15 protein-coding genes are annotated in these 17,530 nt (G+C 60.4%); 4 read left to right on the top strand and 11 right to left on the bottom strand.

Annotated features, from left to right (window positions below; genetic code table 11):
* Positions 1-82: 82 nt before the first annotated feature.
* Together ACESMZ_RS03845 and ACESMZ_RS03840 are read left to right on the top strand one after the other, a co-directional pair.
* Positions 83-1,018: an XrtA system polysaccharide deacetylase gene (locus ACESMZ_RS03845; RefSeq protein WP_372958576.1), complete on the top strand. Its 936-nt coding sequence runs from the start codon at positions 83-85 to the stop codon at positions 1,016-1,018.
* A 19-nt stretch (positions 1,019-1,037) separates the two neighbouring features.
* The gene (locus ACESMZ_RS03840; protein ID WP_372958577.1) at positions 1,038-2,087 is read left to right on the top strand and encodes an ExeA family protein; all 1,050 of its coding nucleotides are present in this window, start codon (positions 1,038-1,040) and stop codon (positions 2,085-2,087) included.
* Between the two features lie 68 nt (positions 2,088-2,155).
* Here ACESMZ_RS03840 and greA read toward each other — a convergent pair whose 3' ends face one another.
* From greA to grpE, 7 genes are all read right to left on the bottom strand, one after another.
* Positions 2,156-2,635 carry a transcription elongation factor GreA gene (gene greA, locus ACESMZ_RS03835; RefSeq protein ID WP_372958578.1) on the bottom strand — a complete coding sequence of 160 codons (480 nt, stop codon included), beginning with the start codon at positions 2,633-2,635 and terminating at the stop codon, positions 2,156-2,158.
* Positions 2,636-2,637: 2 nt separating this feature from the next.
* Positions 2,638-5,853, bottom strand: coding sequence for a carbamoyl-phosphate synthase large subunit (gene carB / locus ACESMZ_RS03830; protein ID WP_372972219.1), 3,216 nt, complete (start codon positions 5,851-5,853; stop codon positions 2,638-2,640).
* 72 nt (positions 5,854-5,925) lie between these two features.
* On the bottom strand, positions 5,926-7,056 hold the full coding sequence (gene carA, locus ACESMZ_RS03825) for a glutamine-hydrolyzing carbamoyl-phosphate synthase small subunit (protein WP_372972218.1): 1,131 nt from the start codon (positions 7,054-7,056) through the stop codon (positions 5,926-5,928).
* Positions 7,057-7,497: 441 nt separating this feature from the next.
* Positions 7,498-8,304 (bottom strand): 4-hydroxy-tetrahydrodipicolinate reductase, encoded by an 807-nt coding sequence (gene dapB, locus ACESMZ_RS03820; protein WP_372958582.1) that lies wholly within the window; start codon positions 8,302-8,304, stop codon positions 7,498-7,500.
* A gap of 8 nt (positions 8,305-8,312) precedes the next feature.
* On the bottom strand, positions 8,313-9,440 hold the full coding sequence (dnaJ, locus tag ACESMZ_RS03815) for a molecular chaperone DnaJ (RefSeq protein ID WP_372958583.1): 1,128 nt from the start codon (positions 9,438-9,440) through the stop codon (positions 8,313-8,315).
* Between the two features lie 134 nt (positions 9,441-9,574).
* Complete coding sequence (dnaK, locus tag ACESMZ_RS03810; RefSeq protein ID WP_372958584.1) at positions 9,575-11,497, bottom strand: molecular chaperone DnaK; 1,923 nt, start codon at positions 11,495-11,497, stop codon at positions 9,575-9,577.
* Positions 11,498-11,619: 122 nt separating this feature from the next.
* Positions 11,620-12,222 carry a nucleotide exchange factor GrpE gene (gene grpE / locus ACESMZ_RS03805; protein WP_372958585.1) on the bottom strand — a complete coding sequence of 201 codons (603 nt, stop codon included), beginning with the start codon at positions 12,220-12,222 and terminating at the stop codon, positions 11,620-11,622.
* A 212-nt stretch (positions 12,223-12,434) separates the two neighbouring features.
* Between grpE and recN the strand changes: the two genes are divergently transcribed.
* Entirely contained in the window at positions 12,435-14,111 is a 1,677-nt protein-coding gene (gene recN / locus ACESMZ_RS03800) for a DNA repair protein RecN (RefSeq protein WP_372958586.1), read from the top strand.
* Positions 14,112-14,322: 211 nt separating this feature from the next.
* Here the strand turns inward: recN and fur are convergent, their stop codons facing one another.
* On the bottom strand, positions 14,323-14,736 hold the full coding sequence (gene fur / locus ACESMZ_RS03795; RefSeq protein ID WP_372958587.1) for a ferric iron uptake transcriptional regulator: 414 nt from the start codon (positions 14,734-14,736) through the stop codon (positions 14,323-14,325).
* 103 nt (positions 14,737-14,839) lie between these two features.
* Here fur and ACESMZ_RS03790 point away from each other — a divergent pair, with 103 nt between their 5' ends.
* Entirely contained in the window at positions 14,840-15,175 is a 336-nt protein-coding gene (locus ACESMZ_RS03790; RefSeq protein ID WP_372958588.1) for an outer membrane protein assembly factor BamE, read from the top strand.
* Positions 15,176-15,182: 7 nt separating this feature from the next.
* Here the strand turns inward: ACESMZ_RS03790 and ACESMZ_RS03785 are convergent, their stop codons facing one another.
* The 3 genes from ACESMZ_RS03785 to ACESMZ_RS03775 all read right to left on the bottom strand — a co-directional run bounded on the left by ACESMZ_RS03785 (position 15,183) and on the right by ACESMZ_RS03775 (position 17,511).
* Positions 15,183-15,470: an RnfH family protein gene (locus ACESMZ_RS03785; RefSeq protein ID WP_372958589.1), complete on the bottom strand. Its 288-nt coding sequence runs from the start codon at positions 15,468-15,470 to the stop codon at positions 15,183-15,185.
* Positions 15,470-15,922 carry a type II toxin-antitoxin system RatA family toxin gene (locus ACESMZ_RS03780; RefSeq protein ID WP_372958590.1) on the bottom strand — a complete coding sequence of 151 codons (453 nt, stop codon included), beginning with the start codon at positions 15,920-15,922 and terminating at the stop codon, positions 15,470-15,472. Before ACESMZ_RS03780 ends, ACESMZ_RS03785 begins: the two co-directional genes overlap by 1 nt.
* A 95-nt stretch (positions 15,923-16,017) precedes the next feature.
* Positions 16,018-17,511, bottom strand: a complete 1,494-nt coding sequence (locus ACESMZ_RS03775; RefSeq protein WP_372958591.1) for a sodium-dependent transporter — start codon at positions 17,509-17,511, stop codon at positions 16,018-16,020.
* Positions 17,512-17,530: the final 19 nt, after the last annotated feature.

The raw sequence follows: 17,530 nt of genomic DNA, 5'->3' as shown, positions 1-17,530 counted from the left end.
GCTGAGGCTACTATTTGAACGGATACGAAATCCGGACAGATTTCACGATTGGTATTCAGGGAGACGGAGAACGGAGCCTCCTATGACGGAATCAGCCAAAGCAGTCACAGACCGGCGCCCGGGTGGCGGCACCACCCTGCACGCCCTGAGCGTTGACGTGGAAGACTATTTCCACGTCGCGGCGCTGTCCAGCGTGATATCCCAGGATGACTGGACCTCCCTCCCCTCTCGCGTCGAACGCAATACCGAACGCCTGCTGGAGCTGTTTGACCGGCAGCAGGTCAAGTGCACCTTCTTCGTGTTGGGCTGGGTGGCCGAGCGATATCCGGAGCTGATCCGCAAGCTGGCCGACCATGGCCACGAGATCGCCTCCCACGGCTACAGCCATCAGCTGGTCTACAACCAGACCCCGGCGGTGTTTGCCGAAGAGACCCGCAAGTCCAAGCAGATTCTGGAGGACATCATCCAGCAGCCAGTGACCGGTTACCGGGCCGCCAGCTACTCCATTACCCGTGAGTCGCTCTGGGCCCTGGATATTCTGGCAGAGCTGGGTTTCACCTGGGATTCCAGTATTTTCCCGATCCACCATGATCGCTATGGCATCCCGGATTCTCCGAAAACGCCCTACACCATCCAGACCAGTAATGGTGTTGCGCTGCGGGAGTTCCCCCTCACCACCGCGCGACTGTTCCGGCTGACCATACCGGCGGCCGGCGGCGGCTATTTCCGCCAGTTCCCCTATCCGCTGTTCCGGCACCTGTTCCGCCTGGCCAGCAGCAATGATACACAACCCCAGATGTTCTACCTGCACCCCTGGGAGATCGACCCGGACCAGCCCCGGTACAATAATGCCAGCTGGTTTTCCCGCTTCCGTCATTACACCAACCTGGACAAATGTTACGGTCGGCTTGAACGCTTGCTGAACGACTTCAGCTTTGGCACCGTGAGCGAGAGCTACGAGGCTTACCAGCCGGACCGTATCAAGCTCCACCAGAACGAAATGATTCGCCTGGCCTGACCCAACACGGACGCGCACCATGTATCTTGAGCACTTCGGACTACGCCGCCATCCTTTCCGCATGACGCCGGAAGACGACTTTGTCTATATGAGTCAGCAACACTCCCGGGCGTTCGTGTACATGAATTCCGCCATCTGGAGCCCGGAAGGTTTCGTGGTAATCAGCGGCGAGATCGGCTCTGGCAAGACCACGCTGCTGAAGAAGACCATTCGCAGCCTGGACGGCAACCTTAAGCTGCTCCATGTGTCCTACACCAACCTGAAGTCCGACGACTTCTTCCGGCTGCTGATTCATCAGGCCGGCATCAAGGCCCAGACGGACAGCAAGGTCACCATGCTGTTCGCTATCATGGATTATCTGCAGATGATGGCGGACCGGGGTACACCGGTAGTGCTGGCAGTGGATGAAGCCCAGAACCTGAGCAAGGAAAACCTGGAGGACATTCGTATGCTGGCGGGCCTGGAAGGTCTCGGCGGGCCGGCCATGCGGGTAATTCTGCTGGGGCAGCCGGAGCTCAAGGATCATATCCGCAAGATCCAGCAGCTTTCCCAGCGGGTGAAACTGTTCTTCCACCTGGAGGGTCTGTCTGAGAAGGAAACCGGGGAATACATCGACTACCGGTTGCTGGTTGCCGGCCACAAGGGCGCACCCCTGTTTGACCAGGCCATGGTCAAGGACATCTTCACCATGAGTGGTGGCATCCCCCGGGTGATCAACAAGCTCTGTGACGGCCTGATGATGTGCGCTTTCTCGGATGAACGGCAGGTACTGGACCGCCGGGATCTGAAGGAAATCCGCAAGGACCTGCTGGGGGACGAGCCGGCCATTGGCAACTCACCGGAGATTCCTACCAGCACCAGCTCGGCGGACTTCGAACCCCCCGCCTCTCACGCAGCGCCGGCCAGTGCCAGCGGAGAACTGAGCGATACCCTGTCACGGGTGGCGGCAGCACTGGAAGGCATTGATGAAAAGCTGGGGATGCTGCTGCATGATAAAACCGGAAACCCGCCACCGCAGGATTCCGGCAATGTGAAGCCCCTGTCGCCGGGGCGTCACAGGAGTAACTGATTTTTTTGCCACGGAATCCACGGAAGAACACGGAAAGAAGAACTGCCGTGGATTCCGTGGCTAATCAATTAAATGTGTTCCACTTCCTCGATTTCGTACTCCACGGTACCCGAAGGCACGCGGATGGCAACGACTTCGCCTTCGCTCTTGCCCACCAGGGCGCGGGCGATGGGTGATGAAATGGAGATCTTGCCTGCCTTGATGTCCGCCTCGTCTTCACCAACGATCTTGTAGACCACCTGTTCGTCGGTTTCCATGTTCAGCAGGTGCACCGTGGTGCCGAAGATCACCTTGCCGGTGTTCTGGATCGTGGTGACATCAATCACCTGGGCGGCGGACAGCTTGCTCTCGATTTCCTGGATACGCCCCTCGATGAAGCCCTGCTGCTCGCGAGCCGCGTGATACTCGGCGTTTTCCTTGAGGTCGCCGTGCTCACGGGCGTCGGCGATGGCTTCGATGACCTTGGGGCGCTCGACGGACTTGAGCTGCTGAAGCTCTTCCCGGAGGCGTGCTTCACCATCAATGGTCATGGGTACTCGAGTCGTCATAGTTACTTTCCTGAGTGCAGTTCCTGCAGACGGCGTACCGTCCGCTCGGGTCCGAATTTGATCGCGCGACAGAAGGCTTCTCCCCCCGCCAGCGTGGTTGTATAGGTTACCTTGTGCTGCAGCGCCGACTGGCGAATCTGCGCCGAGTCCGCAATGGCCTTGCGGCCCTCGGTGGTATTGATGATCAGCTGCACCTTGCCGTTCTTGATGGCGTCAACAATGTGCGGACGGCCTTCGCCCACCTTGTTGACCCGCTCAACCTCAAGACCTGCATCGCTGATCACTTTCGCGGTACCGGTGGTGGCCACCAGGCGGAAGCCGGTTTCCACCAGATCCCTGGCCAGCTTGACCACACCGGACTTGTCCACTTCCCGCACGGAGATAAACGCGGTGCCCTTGGCAGGCAGACGCTCACCCGCCGCCAGGGCGGCCTTGGCGAAGGCTTCGTCGAAGCTGTCGCCAATGCCCATGACTTCCCCGGTGGACTTCATTTCCGGTCCCAGGATGGGGTCGACCGCCGGGAACTTGTTGAACGGGAACACGGACTCCTTCACGGAGAAATGCGTGGGCACGATTTCCTGTGTGAAACCCTGCTCCTTCAATGTGGTGCCGGCCATGCAGCGGGCGGCCACCTTGGCCAGGGACACGCCTACCGCCTTGGATACGAACGGAACGGTCCGGGAGGCCCGCGGGTTCACCTCGATCACGTAGATCTCACCGTCCTGCCAGGCCAGCTGTACGTTCATCAGGCCGATGACGTCCAGCTCGAGGGCCATCTTGCGCACGGCTTCGCGCATTTCATCCTGCACCTCTTTGGGCAGGGTGTAGGGCGGCAGTGAACAGGCGGAGTCACCGGAGTGCACGCCGGCCTGCTCGATGTGCTGCATGATGCCGCCGATCACCACTTCCTCACCGTCGCTGATAGCGTCGATGTCGATTTCAATAGCCGCATTAAGGAAGTGATCCAGCAGTACCGGGCTGTCATTGGAGACCAGCACCGCATCGCGCATGTAGCGCACCAGCTCTTCTTCGTTATAGACGATTTCCATGGCCCGGCCACCCAGCACGTAGGACGGACGAACCACCAGCGGGTAACCGATGTCCCGGGCGGCCAGAATGCCTTCCTCGTGGCTGCGCACGGTGGCGTTTTCCGGCTGCTTCAGGCCCAGACGGTTGATCATCTGCTGGAACCGCTCACGGTCTTCCGCGCGGTCGATGGCATCCGGGCTGGTACCGATGATCGGCACACCGGCGGCCTCCAGGCCACGGGCCAGTTTCAGCGGCGTCTGGCCGCCGTACTGGACAATGACGCCCTTGGGCTTTTCCTTGTAGACGATTTCCAGCACATCTTCCAGGGTGATGGGCTCGAAATAGAGCCGGTCACTGGTGTCGTAATCGGTGGAAACGGTCTCCGGGTTACAGTTGATCATGATGGTTTCATAACCATCCTCGCGCATGGCAAGGGCGGCGTGCACACAGCAATAATCAAACTCGATGCCCTGCCCGATCCGGTTGGGGCCGCCACCGATGACCACGATCTTTTCCCGGTCGGACGGCTCCGCTTCGCACTCTTCCTCGTAGGTTGAGTACATGTAGGCCGTATCGGAAGCGAATTCGGCCGCGCAAGTGTCTACCCGCTTGTACACCGGGCGCACATCAAAGTCGTGGCGCAGTTTGCGCAGGGACACTTCGGAGATACCCAACAGCTTGGCCAGGCGGCCATCGGAGAAGCCCTTACGCTTGAGACGGAACAGGGTGTCCCGGTCAATATCGGACTTGCCGGCGGTTTTCAGCGCGGCTTCCTCGCGGATCAGGTCCTCGATCTGCACCAGGTACCAGGGATCCACCTTGGTGTGGCGGAACACTTCGTCCACGGTCATGCCGGCACGGAAGGCTTCGCCGATAAACCACAGGCGATCGGCGCCGGGAACGTTCAGCTCCTTGATCAGGATCTCCCGGCCTTCGGTGGTGTTCAGGTCGACCTTTTCCTCAAAGCCTTCGGAGCCCACTTCCAGACCGCGCATGGCCTTCTGGACAGACTCCTGGAAGGTGCGACCAATGGCCATCACCTCACCCACGGACTTCATCTGGGTGGTCAGGCGGGCATCGGCCTGGGGGAATTTCTCGAAGGTAAACCGGGGAATCTTGGTGACAACATAGTCGATACTGGGCTCGAAGGACGCCGGGGTAACACCGCCGGTGATGTCATTCTGCAGCTCGTCCAGGGTGTAGCCCACCGCAAGCTTGGCCGCCACCTTGGCAATAGGGAAGCCGGTGGCCTTGGAGGCCAGCGCCGAAGAGCGGGATACCCGCGGGTTCATCTCGATCACCACCATGCGGCCGTTGTCCGGGTTAACCCCGAACTGCACGTTGGAGCCGCCGGTCTCCACACCGATTTCACGCAGCACCGCCAGCGAGGCGTTCCGCATGATCTGGTATTCCTTGTCGGTGAGGGTCTGGGCCGGTGCCACGGTGATGGAGTCACCGGTGTGCACACCCATGGCGTCGAAGTTCTCGATGGCGCAGACGATGATGCAGTTGTCGTTCCTGTCCCGGACGACCTCCATCTCGTACTCTTTCCAGCCAATCAGCGATTCATCGATCAACAGCTCGTTGGTGGGGGACAGATCCAGACCCCGGGTGCAGATTTCCTCGAACTCGTCCCGGTTATAGGCAATGCCGCCACCGGAGCCGCCCATGGTGAAGGACGGACGGATAATGCAGGGGAAACCGATATCATCCGCCACCCGCCAGGCTTCTTCCATGGAATGCGCAATGGTCGCCTTGGGGCATTCCAGGCCAATCTTTTTCATGGCCTTGTCGAAGCGGTCCCGGTCCTCGGCCTTGTCGATGGTGTCGGCGTTGGCGCCGATCATTTCCACACCGTGTTTCTCGAGGATGCCGTGTTTTTCCAGGTCGAGGGCGCAATTCAGTGCGGTCTGGCCACCCATGGTGGGCAGCAGGGCGTCCGGCTGCTCCTTCTCGATGATCTTCTCGACGGTTTTCCAGGTGATCGGTTCGATGTAGGTGGCATCCGCCATGGCCGGATCGGTCATGATGGTGGCCGGGTTGGAGTTCACCAGGATGACCCGGTAGCCCTCTTCACGCAGGGCCTTGCAGGCCTGGGCTCCGGAATAGTCAAACTCACACGCCTGGCCAATCACAATGGGGCCTGCGCCCAGGATCAGGATGCTCTTGATGTCGGTCCGCTTTGGCATTTCTCAGTCAACCTGTCAGCAAAAATTCGTAATAGTCGGGCCTTTCGGCAACGCTGTGTCGGGTATCGCCGCTTACGCGGTACGGGCTTCCATCAGCCGGATAAATTCGTCAAACAGCGGGGCCACGTCGTGGGGGCCCGGGCTGGCTTCCGGGTGGCCCTGGAAGCTGAACGCCGGCTTGTCGGTGCGCCGGATACCCTGCAGCGTGCCGTCGAACAGGGACTTGTGGGTCGCCTCCACGTTGTCCGGCAGCGTCGTTCCGTCCACGGCAAAGCCGTGGTTCTGGCTGGTGATCATCACCGTGCCGTCTTTCAGGTTCTGCACCGGGTGGTTGGCGCCATGGTGGCCGTGGCCCATCTTGACGGTCTTTGCACCGCTGGCCAGCGCCAGCAACTGGTGGCCCAGGCAGATACCGAATACGGGGATGTCCGTTTCCAGCACTTCGCGGATGGCGGTAATGGCGTAGTCGCAGGGCTCGGGGTCGCCGGGGCCGTTGGACAGGAAGATGCCGTCCGGGTTCATGGCCAGCACCTCTGAGGCCGGGGTCTGGGCGGGCACGATGGTCAACTCGCAACCGCGACTGGCCAGCATGCGCAGGATGTTCTTCTTGACGCCGTAATCCCACGCCACCACCTTGAAGCGGCTTTCGGTACGCTTGCCGTAACCCTCGCCCAGGGTCCATTCGGTCTCGTCCCAGGTCCAGGTATCCTTGCGGCAGACTTCCTTCGCCAGGTCCATGCCCTTCAGGCCCGGGAAGGCCTTGGCCAGTTCCAGGGCGTGGTCGTCCGTGGCGTGCTCGCCGGCAACAATGGCACCGTTCTGCGAGCCCTTGTCCCGCAGGATGCGGGTAAGACGACGGGTGTCGATGCCGGCAATCCCGATCTTGCCGTTTTCGATCAGGTATTCGGACAGGGTTTTCTGGCTGCGCCAGTTACTGGCCATCAGCGGCAGGTCGCGGATAATCAGCCCGGCCGACTGGATGTGGTCGGATTCCACGTCTTCGTCGTTAATACCGGTATTGCCAATGTGAGGATAGGTCAGAGTGACAATCTGTCGGGCGTAGGACGGATCCGTGAGGATTTCCTGATAGCCGGTCATGGCGGTGTTGAACACCACCTCACCGCTGGTTTCTCCCTCGGCGCCAATGGCGACGCCGTGGAACAGGCTTCCGTCTGCGAGTGCAAGGATGGCAGGTGTACTCAAGGCTTGTATCCTCAATCGGGTTCGTTTGGGCGAACGGGAACGCAAGCGCAAATTCAGGTCGCAAAAAAGCGAGAGGGGGTGTTGCCCCGTCCCGCTTTTTTGTTCCGCCGTCAGGACTGGTCCGGACCCCGGGCGGGCTTTGTCATTGGCTACGCTTGGTGCAGTTAAATCGCCTTATTGTAGGAAATTCGGCGATCTGTGTCCATCTGAAAGACCTTTTTAGCCACGGAATCCACGGAAGAACACGGAAAAAAAACAAAGAAAGATAAAGACGTTATTGGCCACTAAATCCACGAAAACCACGAAACAAAAGACAAAAACAGCTTTTCTGACAGGACCGCTTTTTGGCCATTGGTTTTCTTTCGTGGTTTTCGTGGATTTAGTGGCTGAATTCTTTCATCTTTTCCTTCCGTGTCCTTCCGTGGATTCCGTGGCAAAAAATCAGTCTTTAAGACCCAGAACATCCTGCATGTCATAGAGTCCGGCCGGCTTGCCCTGCAGCCAGCGGGCGGCGCGGACGGCGCCCTTGGCGAAGGTCATGCGACTGCTGGCCTTGTGGGTGATCTCGATGCGTTCGCCCATGGTGGCGAAAAGCACGGTATGGTCCCCCACCACATCACCGGCGCGGATGGTCTCGAAGCCGATTTCCTTTTGCGGGCGCTCACCGGTGAAGCCTTCGCGACCGTAGACGGCACACTCTTTCAGGTCACGCCCGAGGGCGTCGGCCACCACCTCGCCGAGGCGCAGCGCGGTGCCGGAGGGGGCATCCTTCTTGTGGCGGTGATGAGCTTCGATGATTTCCACATCGTAGTCGTCACCCAGCACCGAGGCGGCCTTGTGCAGCAGGTCGAGCATCACATTGATGCCGACACTCATGTTGGGCGCGAAGACCACCGGGGTCTTGTCTGCCGCCACCTTCACCTGCTCTTTCTCCGCATCGGTCATACCGGTGGTGCCGATGATGACCGCCTTGCCGTTCTGGCTGCAGAACTCCAGGTTCTCCAGGGTCAGGTCCGGGAAGGTGAAATCGATCAGGATGTCAAAGGCGTCCTTCACGTCGGCCACGTTGCCGGCCAGGGCCACGCCGTTCTTGCCGATACCGGCCATTTCGCCGGCATCGGCGCCCACCAGCGAGCTCTCCGGGTGCACGATAGCAGCCCCCAGGGTAAGGTCGTCGGTCTCGTCAATGGCTTCAATCAGAACCTTGCCCATACGCCCGGCAGCGCCGGTTACAGCTATCCGTGTCATGGCGGACCTCAGAATTTCATTTCGTCGAAGAAGTTTTTCACGCCCTCAAACCAGGAGGTCTTGCGGGGCCCGTGATTGTTGCCGTTGTTGCCGTCCAGGGTTTCCTGGAACTGCTCCATCAGGTCTTTCTGCTTCTTCGTCAGGTTGACCGGGGTTTCCACGATCACCCGGCACAGCAGATCGCCGGCGGGACCGCCGCGAACCGGGGACACCCCCTTGTTACGCAGGCGGAACAGCTTGCCGGTCTGGGTCTCCGGCGGAATCTTCAGCTTCACGCGACCATCCAGGGTGGGGACTTCCAGCTCGCCACCGAGGGCCGCATCAACAATGCTGATGGGCACTTCACAGTAGAGGTTACGGCCATCCCGGGTGAAGATGGAGTGCTCTCGCACGGAAATCTGCACATACAGGTCACCGGAAGGACCGCCTTCAATGCCCATCTCCCCTTCGCCGGAGAGGCGGATACGGTCGCCGGTGTCCACGCCGGGCGGCACCTTGACGGAGAGGGTCTTCTCTTCCTGCAGGCGACCGGCACCGTGGCATTTCTTGCACGGATTCTTGATGACCTGGCCACTGCCACGACAGGTGGGACAGGCCTGCTGCACGGTAAAGAAACCCTGCTGCATGCGAACCTGACCCATACCCTTACAGGTGCCACAGGTTTCCGGACGGGAGCCCTTTTCAGCACCGCTGCCCTCACAGAGGTCACACTCCACATGGCCCGGCACCCGGATCTTGACGGTGGTGCCATGGACGGCTTCTTCCAGGTCAAGCTCCAGGGTGTAGCGCAGATCGGCGCCCCGGTTGGAGCGGCCCCGCCCCCCGCCACCGAAGATGTCGCCGAACACGTCGCCGAAGATATCGGAGAAGCTGCCACCACCGCCGCCAAATCCGCCACCACCGGCCTGGCCATCCACGCCGGCGTGACCGAACTGGTCGTAGGCGGCCCGCTTGTTGGGGTCCATAAGGACGTCGTAGGCTTCCGTGGCCTCCTTGAACCTGGCTTCGGCGTCGGCGTCGTCCGGGTTACGGTCCGGATGGTACTTCATCGCGAGCTTGCGATATGCCCGCTTGATATCCTTCTCGTCCGTATCCCGGGTGACGCCGAGAACGTCGTAGTAGTCACGTTTGGCCATGCTGGAAAAACCCTGTTGAAAACCTGTCTGTGCTCACTGGTACACGGGCCCTGTCCTGCCAGAACCCGATGCTCTCAAACGCAGAAAACGCGGGGGCCTTCACCCCCGCGCCATGCCTGCTGTCGCGATATTGCTTATCGCTTGTCGTCGTCTTTGACTTCTTCGAACTCTGCGTCCACCGCGTCATCGGCGCTGCCGCTGGCCTTCTCTTCACCACCGGCCTGCTGGGCCTGCTCGCCCTGGTCGGCGTACATCTTCTGGGCCAGCTCGCCGGAAACCTCGGTCAGCTTCTGAGTCTTGGCCTCGATGTCTTCCTTGTCCGAGCCTTCCAGTGCTTCCTCAAGATCCTTGATGGCAGCTTCGATGTTTTCCTTCTCGCTGTCGGTCACCTTGTCACCGGCGTCATTCAGGGTCTTGCGCACGGTGTGAACCATGGCGTCACCCTGGTTACGGGCCTGGACCAGTTCCTCGAACTTGCGATCTTCCTCGGCGTTGGCCTCGGCGTCGCTGACCATCTTGTCGATTTCGTCATCGCTCAGGCCGGAAGAGGCCTTGATCACGATGGACTGCTCCTTGCCGGTAGCCTTGTCCTTGGCGGACACGTTGAGGATACCGTTGGCGTCGATATCGAAGGTCACCTCGATCTGCGGCACGCCACGGGGCGCCGGCGGGATGTCCGCCAGGTCGAAGCGGCCCAGTGACTTGTTCTGGGACGCCTGCTTGCGCTCACCCTGCACCACGTGGATGGTGACCGCAGTCTGGTTGTCCTCGGCCGTGGAGAAGGTCTGGGACTTCTTGGTCGGGATCGTGGTGTTCTTGTCGATCAGCGGCGTGGCCACACCACCCATGGTTTCGATACCCAGGGTCAGCGGGGTCACGTCCAGCAGCAGCACGTCTTTCACGTCGCCGGAAAGCACCGCGCCCTGGATGGCGGCACCAATGGCCACGGCTTCATCCGGGTTGACGTCTTTCCGCGCTTCCTTGCCGAAGAAGTTCTTCACCTTCTCCTGAACCATGGGCATACGGGTCTGGCCACCCACCAGGATAACCTCGTCCACTTCATTGGCAGACAGGCCGGCGTCCTTCAGGGCCACCTTACAGGGCTCCAGGCTGCGCTCGACCAGCTCTTCCACCAGTGACTCGAGCTTGGCCCGGGTCAGCTTGACGTTCATGTGCTTGGGACCGGACGCATCAGCCGTAATGTACGGCAGGTTGACGTCGGTCTGCTGGCTGCTGGACAGCTCGATCTTGGCCTTCTCACCGGCTTCTTTCAGGCGCTGCATGGCCAGGGAGTCACCTCGCAGGTCGATACCGCTGTCCTTCTTGAACTGGTCCGCCAGGTATTCAATGACCTTCAGGTCGAAGTCTTCACCACCCAGGAAGGTGTCACCGTTGGTCGCCAGTACTTCGAACTGGTGCTCACCGTCCACATCGGCAATCTCGATGATGGACAGGTCAAAGGTACCACCACCCAGGTCATAGACGGCCACGGTGCGGTCACCGCTCTGCTTGTCCATGCCGTAGGCCAGGGCCGCAGCGGTAGGCTCGTTGATGATCCGCTTCACTTCCAGGCCCGCGATCTTGCCCGCGTCCTTGGTGGCCTGGCGCTGGCTGTCGTTGAAGTAGGCCGGTACGGTGATCACCGCCTCGGTCACTTTCTCGCCCAGGTAGTCCTCGGCGGTCTTCTTCATCTTCTTGAGCACTTCCGCGGACACCTGCGGCGGTGCCATCTTCTCGCCCTTCACCTCTACCCAGGCGTCGCCATTGTCAGCCTTGGCAATCTTGTAAGGCACCATCTTGATGTCTTTCTGGACGACGTCGTCTTCGAAACGACGACCGATCAGACGCTTGATGGCGTAAAGGGTGTTATGGGGGTTGGTGACCGCCTGGCGCTTCGCGGACTGACCGACCAGGGTCTCGCCGTCGTCGGTGTAGGCGATAATGGACGGTGTTGTGCGGTCGCCTTCGGCGTTCTCGATCACCTTGACCTTGTCACCATCCATGATGGCAACACAGGAGTTGGTCGTACCCAGGTCGATACCGATAATCTTGCTCATGAAATCACTCCAGTTAGCTGTTCAGTCCGAATGCCTTGCAATCCGGTTCTTCTGATTCATTGCCGGCATACATACCGGCTTGTTGACTGTTACCTGCCTATATTGGCTCCGACGCCGGCTTTTCAAGCCTGCTCGTCGATTTTTGGCGCATCTTCGGCCTTGGCGACCACCACCATGGCCGGGCGGACCAGGCGCTCGTTCAGGGTGTAACCCTTCTGCACCACTGCCACTACCGAGTTGGGTTCAGCATCGGGCGCCGGCACCATGGACATCGCCTCGTGAACCTGTGGGTCAAACGGTTCGCCCACCGGGTTGAGCTGCTTCACGTTGAACTTGCCCAGGCTCTTCATAAACAGGTCGAGGGTCATTTCAACGCCTTCACGGATGGAAACCACCAGCTCGTCACTGCTCTGCTGGTTCTCAGTGCTCTCTACCGCCTTTTCCAGGCTGTCAGCCACCGGCAGCAGCTCCTTGACGAACTTTTCCAGCGCAAACTTGTGGGCCTTTTCCACATCGATCTCGGCGCGGCGACGAACGTTCTGCATTTCCGCCTGGGTCCGCAGCATCTGGTCCTGAAGCTCCTGCATGCGGGCCTCCATGGAGTCCACATCGTTTTCAGGACCCTGGGTTTCTCCCTCCTGCTGTTCGGACACCGGCTCACCGGCGCGCTCTTCCGCCTTCAGTTCTTCATCGACGTTTTCGTTGCGATTCTCGTCAGCGCTCATCAGCTACTCCCGCTTGTGTCTGTGTGCGCGGCTGGCCGCGCCATACCCAATGTTGGTGAAAACTTGCCAACGGATATGGGGCCCAAACGGACGCTTTCAACCGTCCCTGTTTCACAGAAATTGAACCACTGGGTTTGCATACAGGCTTTTTGCTGTATATATTAACAGCTACTGTATACGCCAACAGTATTCGTGACTCAGGGAGACGCCGCATGCTGACTCAACTCACGGTTTCCAACTACGCCATCGCCGAAAGGGTGGAACTGCAATTCCAGAAGGGCATGACCGCCCTGACCGGTGAAACCGGCGCCGGCAAGTCCATCGTGCTGGATGCGCTGGGGCTGGCCATGGGAGGCCGTGGCGATGCCAGTGCTGTGCGCCATGGCGCCAAGCGCGCCGACATTACCGCCACCTTTGATATCAGCCGTATCGCTGAAGCCCGGGAATGGCTGGAAGACCAGGACCTGGATGACGGCCATGACTGCATCCTGCGGCGAGTGATCGGTCGCGATGGCCGCTCACGGGCCTATATCAACGGCCAGCCCTGCCCCCTCAATCAGCTCAAGGAGCTGGGGGCCACGCTAATGGATATCCACAGCCAGCACCAGCACCAGTCACTGCTGAAAAAGGATACCCACCGCCGCCTGCTGGATGAGTTTTCCGGCGCGGAAGACCTGGCCATCAAGACCCGCCTGGCCTGGAAACAATGGCACCAGGCCCGGGACCGGCTTTTGAGCCGTCAGCAGAATGCCGATGAAACCGAGGCCCGGCTGCAACTGCTGAGGTATCAGGTGGAAGAACTGGACCGCCTGGCACTGGAGGAAGGGGAGCAGGCCAGCCTGGAGCAGGAACAGGAACAGCTCAGCCACGCCGAGACGGTACGCCAGGCCAGCCACCAGGCGGCGATGCTCTGTTCCGAAGATGAAACCAGCGCTGCGGACCTGGTACGCCAGGCGCTGTCACAGCTGGAACAGCTACCGGTGGAAGTCCCTGCCCTGGCTGACACCCTGCAGATGCTCAACGAGGCGCAGATCCAGTTAACGGAAGCGGGCAGCAACCTGGTTCACTTCGTGGAAGACTACGATGCGGATCCGCAACGCCTGCAGGAAGTGGAAGAGCGCCTCAGCGCCATCTACCAGCTGGCCCGCAAGCACCGCGTTCAGCCCGAAGAGCTCCCCGGGCTGCATCAGCGCCTGGGCGATGAACTCGCTGAACTGGACGACAGCGAAGGCAGCCTGGAACAGCTGGAAGCCGATGTGGAGAACTATCGCAAGGCCTACCAGACAGTCGCGGACAAGCTTTCCGAAACCCGCCGCGAAGGCGCAATCACCCTCGACCAGCGAGTCGCCGCAGAACTGACCGAACTGGGCATGCCCACCATGCAGTTCATTACCCAGCTGGACGCCAGTGATGACGAGCCCAGCGCTACCGGCAATGAGGAAATCGAATTCCTGATCAGTGCCAACCCCGGTCAGCCAGCACGGCCGTTGGGCAAGGTGGCCTCGGGCGGCGAACTGTCCCGCATCAGCCTGGCGATCCAGGTGGTGGTGGCCCAGACCTCAACCACGCCCACACTGGTGTTCGACGAGGTGGACGTGGGCATTGGCGGTGGAACGGCGGAAGTGGTCGGGCGCCTGCTGCGGTCCCTCGGCGAAAGCGGCCAGATCATCTGTGTGACCCACCTGCCCCAGGTGGCTGCCCAGAGCCATCAGCATCTGTTTGTCAGCAAGTTCACAGAAGCGGACGCCACGTTCTCGAAGATCGAGACCCTTAACGACCAGGGTCGAATCAGTGAAGTCGCGCGGATGCTGGGCGGCGTGGACATGACCGAGCAAACCCTGGCCCACGCCCGGGAAATGTACACCAAGGGCCAGGCAACCCATCACTGAATGAAGCGCCTTGCCCCGCTGGCGGCAAGGCGGTGAAAGCATCTTCCTTCGGCTCTCACAGATTCCCTTCTCACCTGAGAGCTTTTCGAGCGCCGCCCCGGCGCTCTTTTTTTGCCCACAGTTTTTTGCAATCAGACGGAGAACGGCATTACAGACGCGAGCGGCCGTCAACGGACAGCCGCTCGCCGGGGATAGTGAGTCAGGGAAGGTATCAGGATTTCTGTACGGGTTTGACGTAGAGAATCAGGCTGTGATCAACAATCTCATAGCCGTGCTCTTTCGCAATCTTCTTCTGTCGTTCCTCGATCACCTCGTCGACGAACTCAATCACTTCACCGGTCTGGGTGCACACCATATGGTCGTGGTGGTCATCCCCGGCCATCTCGAACACGGCGTGTCCGCCCTCGAAGTTGTGGCGGAGCACCAGCCCGGCGGCCTCGAACTGGGTCAGCACGCGGTAGACCGTCGCCAGCCCCACGTCATCACCCTGCTCCAGCAGCTTCTTGTACACGTCTTCAGCGCTGAGGTGGTGTTCTTCTGAATTTTCCAGGATATTGAAGATCTTTACCCGGGGCAGCGTAACTTTCAGACCCACTTTGCGCAGTTCGGCGTTTTCAGATGACATAATGCTGTTCGCTCTTTGGTGTGTTCAGTGCTTCCGGTATTATAGCGCCATATTGCGACTCATAAACCGTTTCATTTCCAGCCAATAAGGACATCTGTCCCTGATGCACCTGCTTACCAGACTTGCCCCCGTACTCCTGCTGACCCTGCTTGCCGGCTGTGTGTTCCCCGGCGTCTACAAGATCAATGTCCAGCAGGGCAATATCATTACCGAGGAAGATATCAGCCAGCTCGAGCCGGGCATGTCGCGCTCCCAGGTGCACTCAGTGCTCGGCACCCCGCTGATGCTGAACCCGGCAGATACGTCGGTCGAGTACTATGCCTACACCTTTCAGGAGTCCGGCGGCGAGATCCGCGAGCAGAAGGTCATAGTGCACTACGACGGCGATACCTTCACCCGGATGGAAAAACAACTGCTGGACGACCTGCCGGCCTACTGAGGCTCACTCAGCCTTCGTCCTTTTTCTTGCGTGCCCGGTTCATCCGGGCCTGCTTGGGATCAATTTTCAGCGGTCGATACAGCTCGACACGGTCACCCTCCCGCAGCACATGGTCCGCCGGTGCCTTGACCACCTTACCGAAGATGCCCATGTCCGTCTGCTCCGGATCCAGCCCGGGGAACAGCTCCTCAATGCGGGAGCGGCGCACGGCCTCCAGCATGGTTGCCCCGTCTTCCACCTCAACAGGAACAATTTCCTGGCGGTCCGGCGTTGCATAAGCCACTTCAACGTGCATCAGCGATTCACCAGTGCATCTGTATAGATTTCATTGGCCCTGCGGCAGAAGGCTTCCACCATGGTGTTCGCTGCCTGGCTGAACACCGGGCCGAAGGTCATCCGCGACAGGGAGCCAGAGAACTCGAAGTCCAGCTGCAGCGTCACCTTGCAGGCGTTGGTGTCCAGCGGCTTGAAGTGCCAGCGGCCTGCCAGGTCGCGGAATGGCCCGTCCACCAGCTTCATGTCGATGCGCTCCGGTGACAGCAGCTCATTGCGGGTGGTCAGGCGATGCCGCATACCACCCTTGGCGACCTCCAGCGAAGCCACAACCCGCGCGTCGCTGCGCTCGTGTACCTGGGCACCGGCGCACCAGGGCAGAAAGTCAGGGTAGCGGTCAATATCGTCAACCAGGGCAAACATACGCTCGGCGGAATGCATCACCAGGGCGCTTTTATCGATCTGATGGGCCATGAAACCTCGGAATCTTCAATGACTTCTTTCGATGACAGATTCAACCATGATATCCGATTTGGCGGGGATTGCGGCAGTCGTGGCACTTGCGGATATCAGAATTCAGCAGCCTTGCCAGGCCCCCTGGGGGTTTCGACCGCGTCTTCTGCCGATGGTTCGCCGCGAAGTTCATTGGGGGTCGGCGCACACCAGCCCAGCTCGCCGTTGTCGCACAGCAGCTTCAGCGACATCACCGAGTAGCCGACGCCCACCACAATCACGACCACCGGCAACAGATAACGCAGGGCGAAGCGCCACATCGTCACCAGCCACTCCCGGGTGTCACCAAGCAGTCCGGAGAGGTAACCCACCGGCGTCATCCAGCCCAGGAACACCGCCAGGGCCGCGGCGACCGCCGGTATCAGCAGACCACTGGTGAGCAACTCGATCCACCGGAAAGGCGTCAGCCCCGCCACCTGGACATCTGCCCAGATGTTGAAGGAATACAGGGTAACCAGTCCCGTCAGCCACGCACACACCAGTACCAGAAGCACCGATACCGGACGGGGCGCGAACACCCATTCCCGCAGCCAGCTCACAACAGACTCCGCCAGCACCAGGGCCGAGGTCCATGCCACCAGCACGATCAGCGTAAACACTGCCGTCGCCACCAGCTGATGGTGCTCCAGGGCGCCAAGGCCCACCGGCAGGGCCACGAAGACCAAACCAAATCCGCGGCCATCGCCGGATCCGTTGAGCGACTCGGCAATACCGTAAATGACGACGCCCGCCAGCACACCCACCACGGTATCGAGCAGGGCAACGCCGAATACGGCACGCTTGAACGGAGAACCGGGGGCCATCAGCGCGCCCAGCACCGCCCAGATTCCCAGGCCGATGCCCAGGGTGTAAAACGCGTGGGACAAGGCAAACCAGAGCGTGCCACCGCCCACATCAGCCCATCGGAAACCGGCGACGGACTGCAGCGCCGTTAACCCGACGCCCTGATCCCAGCTCCACCACACCAGCCCTGCCAGCAAGGCCAGAAACACCGGCATGACCAGCCGGAACGCACGCTCCACCAGTCGCTGCCGGAAGGCGACCGCCCCCACCAGTACAATGAAGAACAGGTGCCAGGCCATGAACCCGCGATAGTCATAGGGGCTTTCCACCAACTGGCCGAGCATGCGGGTCATGGCCAGCGGCGTTGCCCCGCCGAACAGGCCAAAGGCCCCGTAAAACACATACGCCAGGCAGATGGAGCCAATCACCAGGGTGATCGATAACACCAGGAAGCCGGACAGCACACTTACCCGACCCAGCCATCGCCACCGGGGGGACAGGTAGCGGTCCCGGGTCTCACTGCGCATGGCCAGTACCAGGTTATGGCGATGCCGGCGGCCCAGTGCGGCTTCAGCCAGCAGCAACGGCAGGGTGATAACCAGCAGAAAGAAGAGGTACAACAGAACGAAATAGCCGCCGCCATACTGGCTGGCCAGCCACGGGAAATGCCAGAGATTGCCCAGTCCGATGGTGGCAGCGGCAGCCGCCCAGAAGAAGGTGCTGCGGCCGGACCAGAGTCCCAGGGTTGTCTTTGGTGGTGTTGGCATCGGGATCCTTGTTGACTAC

The organism is Marinobacter sp. (assembly GCF_041690615.1).
Taxonomy (GTDB): Bacteria; Pseudomonadota; Gammaproteobacteria; order Pseudomonadales; family Oleiphilaceae; genus Marinobacter.
Note: the sequence above shows the minus strand (reverse complement) of the source record. Positions and strands in the feature narration are given on the sequence as shown.

Coding starts and splice junctions, on each gene's coding strand:
- ACESMZ_RS03780 (WP_372958590.1), bottom strand. CDS start 15,922: ATGGCCCATCAGATCGATAAAAGCGCCCTGGTGATGCATTCCGCCGAG.
- recN (WP_372958586.1), top strand. CDS start 12,435: ATGCTGACTCAACTCACGGTTTCCAACTACGCCATCGCCGAAAGGGTG.
- dapB (WP_372958582.1), bottom strand. CDS start 8,304: ATGACACGGATAGCTGTAACCGGCGCTGCCGGGCGTATGGGCAAGGTT.
- ACESMZ_RS03790 (WP_372958588.1), top strand. CDS start 14,840: ATGCACCTGCTTACCAGACTTGCCCCCGTACTCCTGCTGACCCTGCTT.
- greA (WP_372958578.1), bottom strand. CDS start 2,635: ATGACGACTCGAGTACCCATGACCATTGATGGTGAAGCACGCCTCCGG.
- ACESMZ_RS03775 (WP_372958591.1), bottom strand. CDS start 17,511: ATGCCAACACCACCAAAGACAACCCTGGGACTCTGGTCCGGCCGCAGC.
- grpE (WP_372958585.1), bottom strand. CDS start 12,222: ATGAGCGCTGACGAGAATCGCAACGAAAACGTCGATGAAGAACTGAAG.
- ACESMZ_RS03840 (WP_372958577.1), top strand. CDS start 1,038: ATGTATCTTGAGCACTTCGGACTACGCCGCCATCCTTTCCGCATGACG.
- ACESMZ_RS03785 (WP_372958589.1), bottom strand. CDS start 15,470: ATGCACGTTGAAGTGGCTTATGCAACGCCGGACCGCCAGGAAATTGTT.
- ACESMZ_RS03845 (WP_372958576.1), top strand. CDS start 83: ATGACGGAATCAGCCAAAGCAGTCACAGACCGGCGCCCGGGTGGCGGC.
- dnaJ (WP_372958583.1), bottom strand. CDS start 9,440: ATGGCCAAACGTGACTACTACGACGTTCTCGGCGTCACCCGGGATACG.
- dnaK (WP_372958584.1), bottom strand. CDS start 11,497: ATGAGCAAGATTATCGGTATCGACCTGGGTACGACCAACTCCTGTGTT.
- carB (WP_372972219.1), bottom strand. CDS start 5,853: ATGCCAAAGCGGACCGACATCAAGAGCATCCTGATCCTGGGCGCAGGC.
- fur (WP_372958587.1), bottom strand. CDS start 14,736: ATGTCATCTGAAAACGCCGAACTGCGCAAAGTGGGTCTGAAAGTTACG.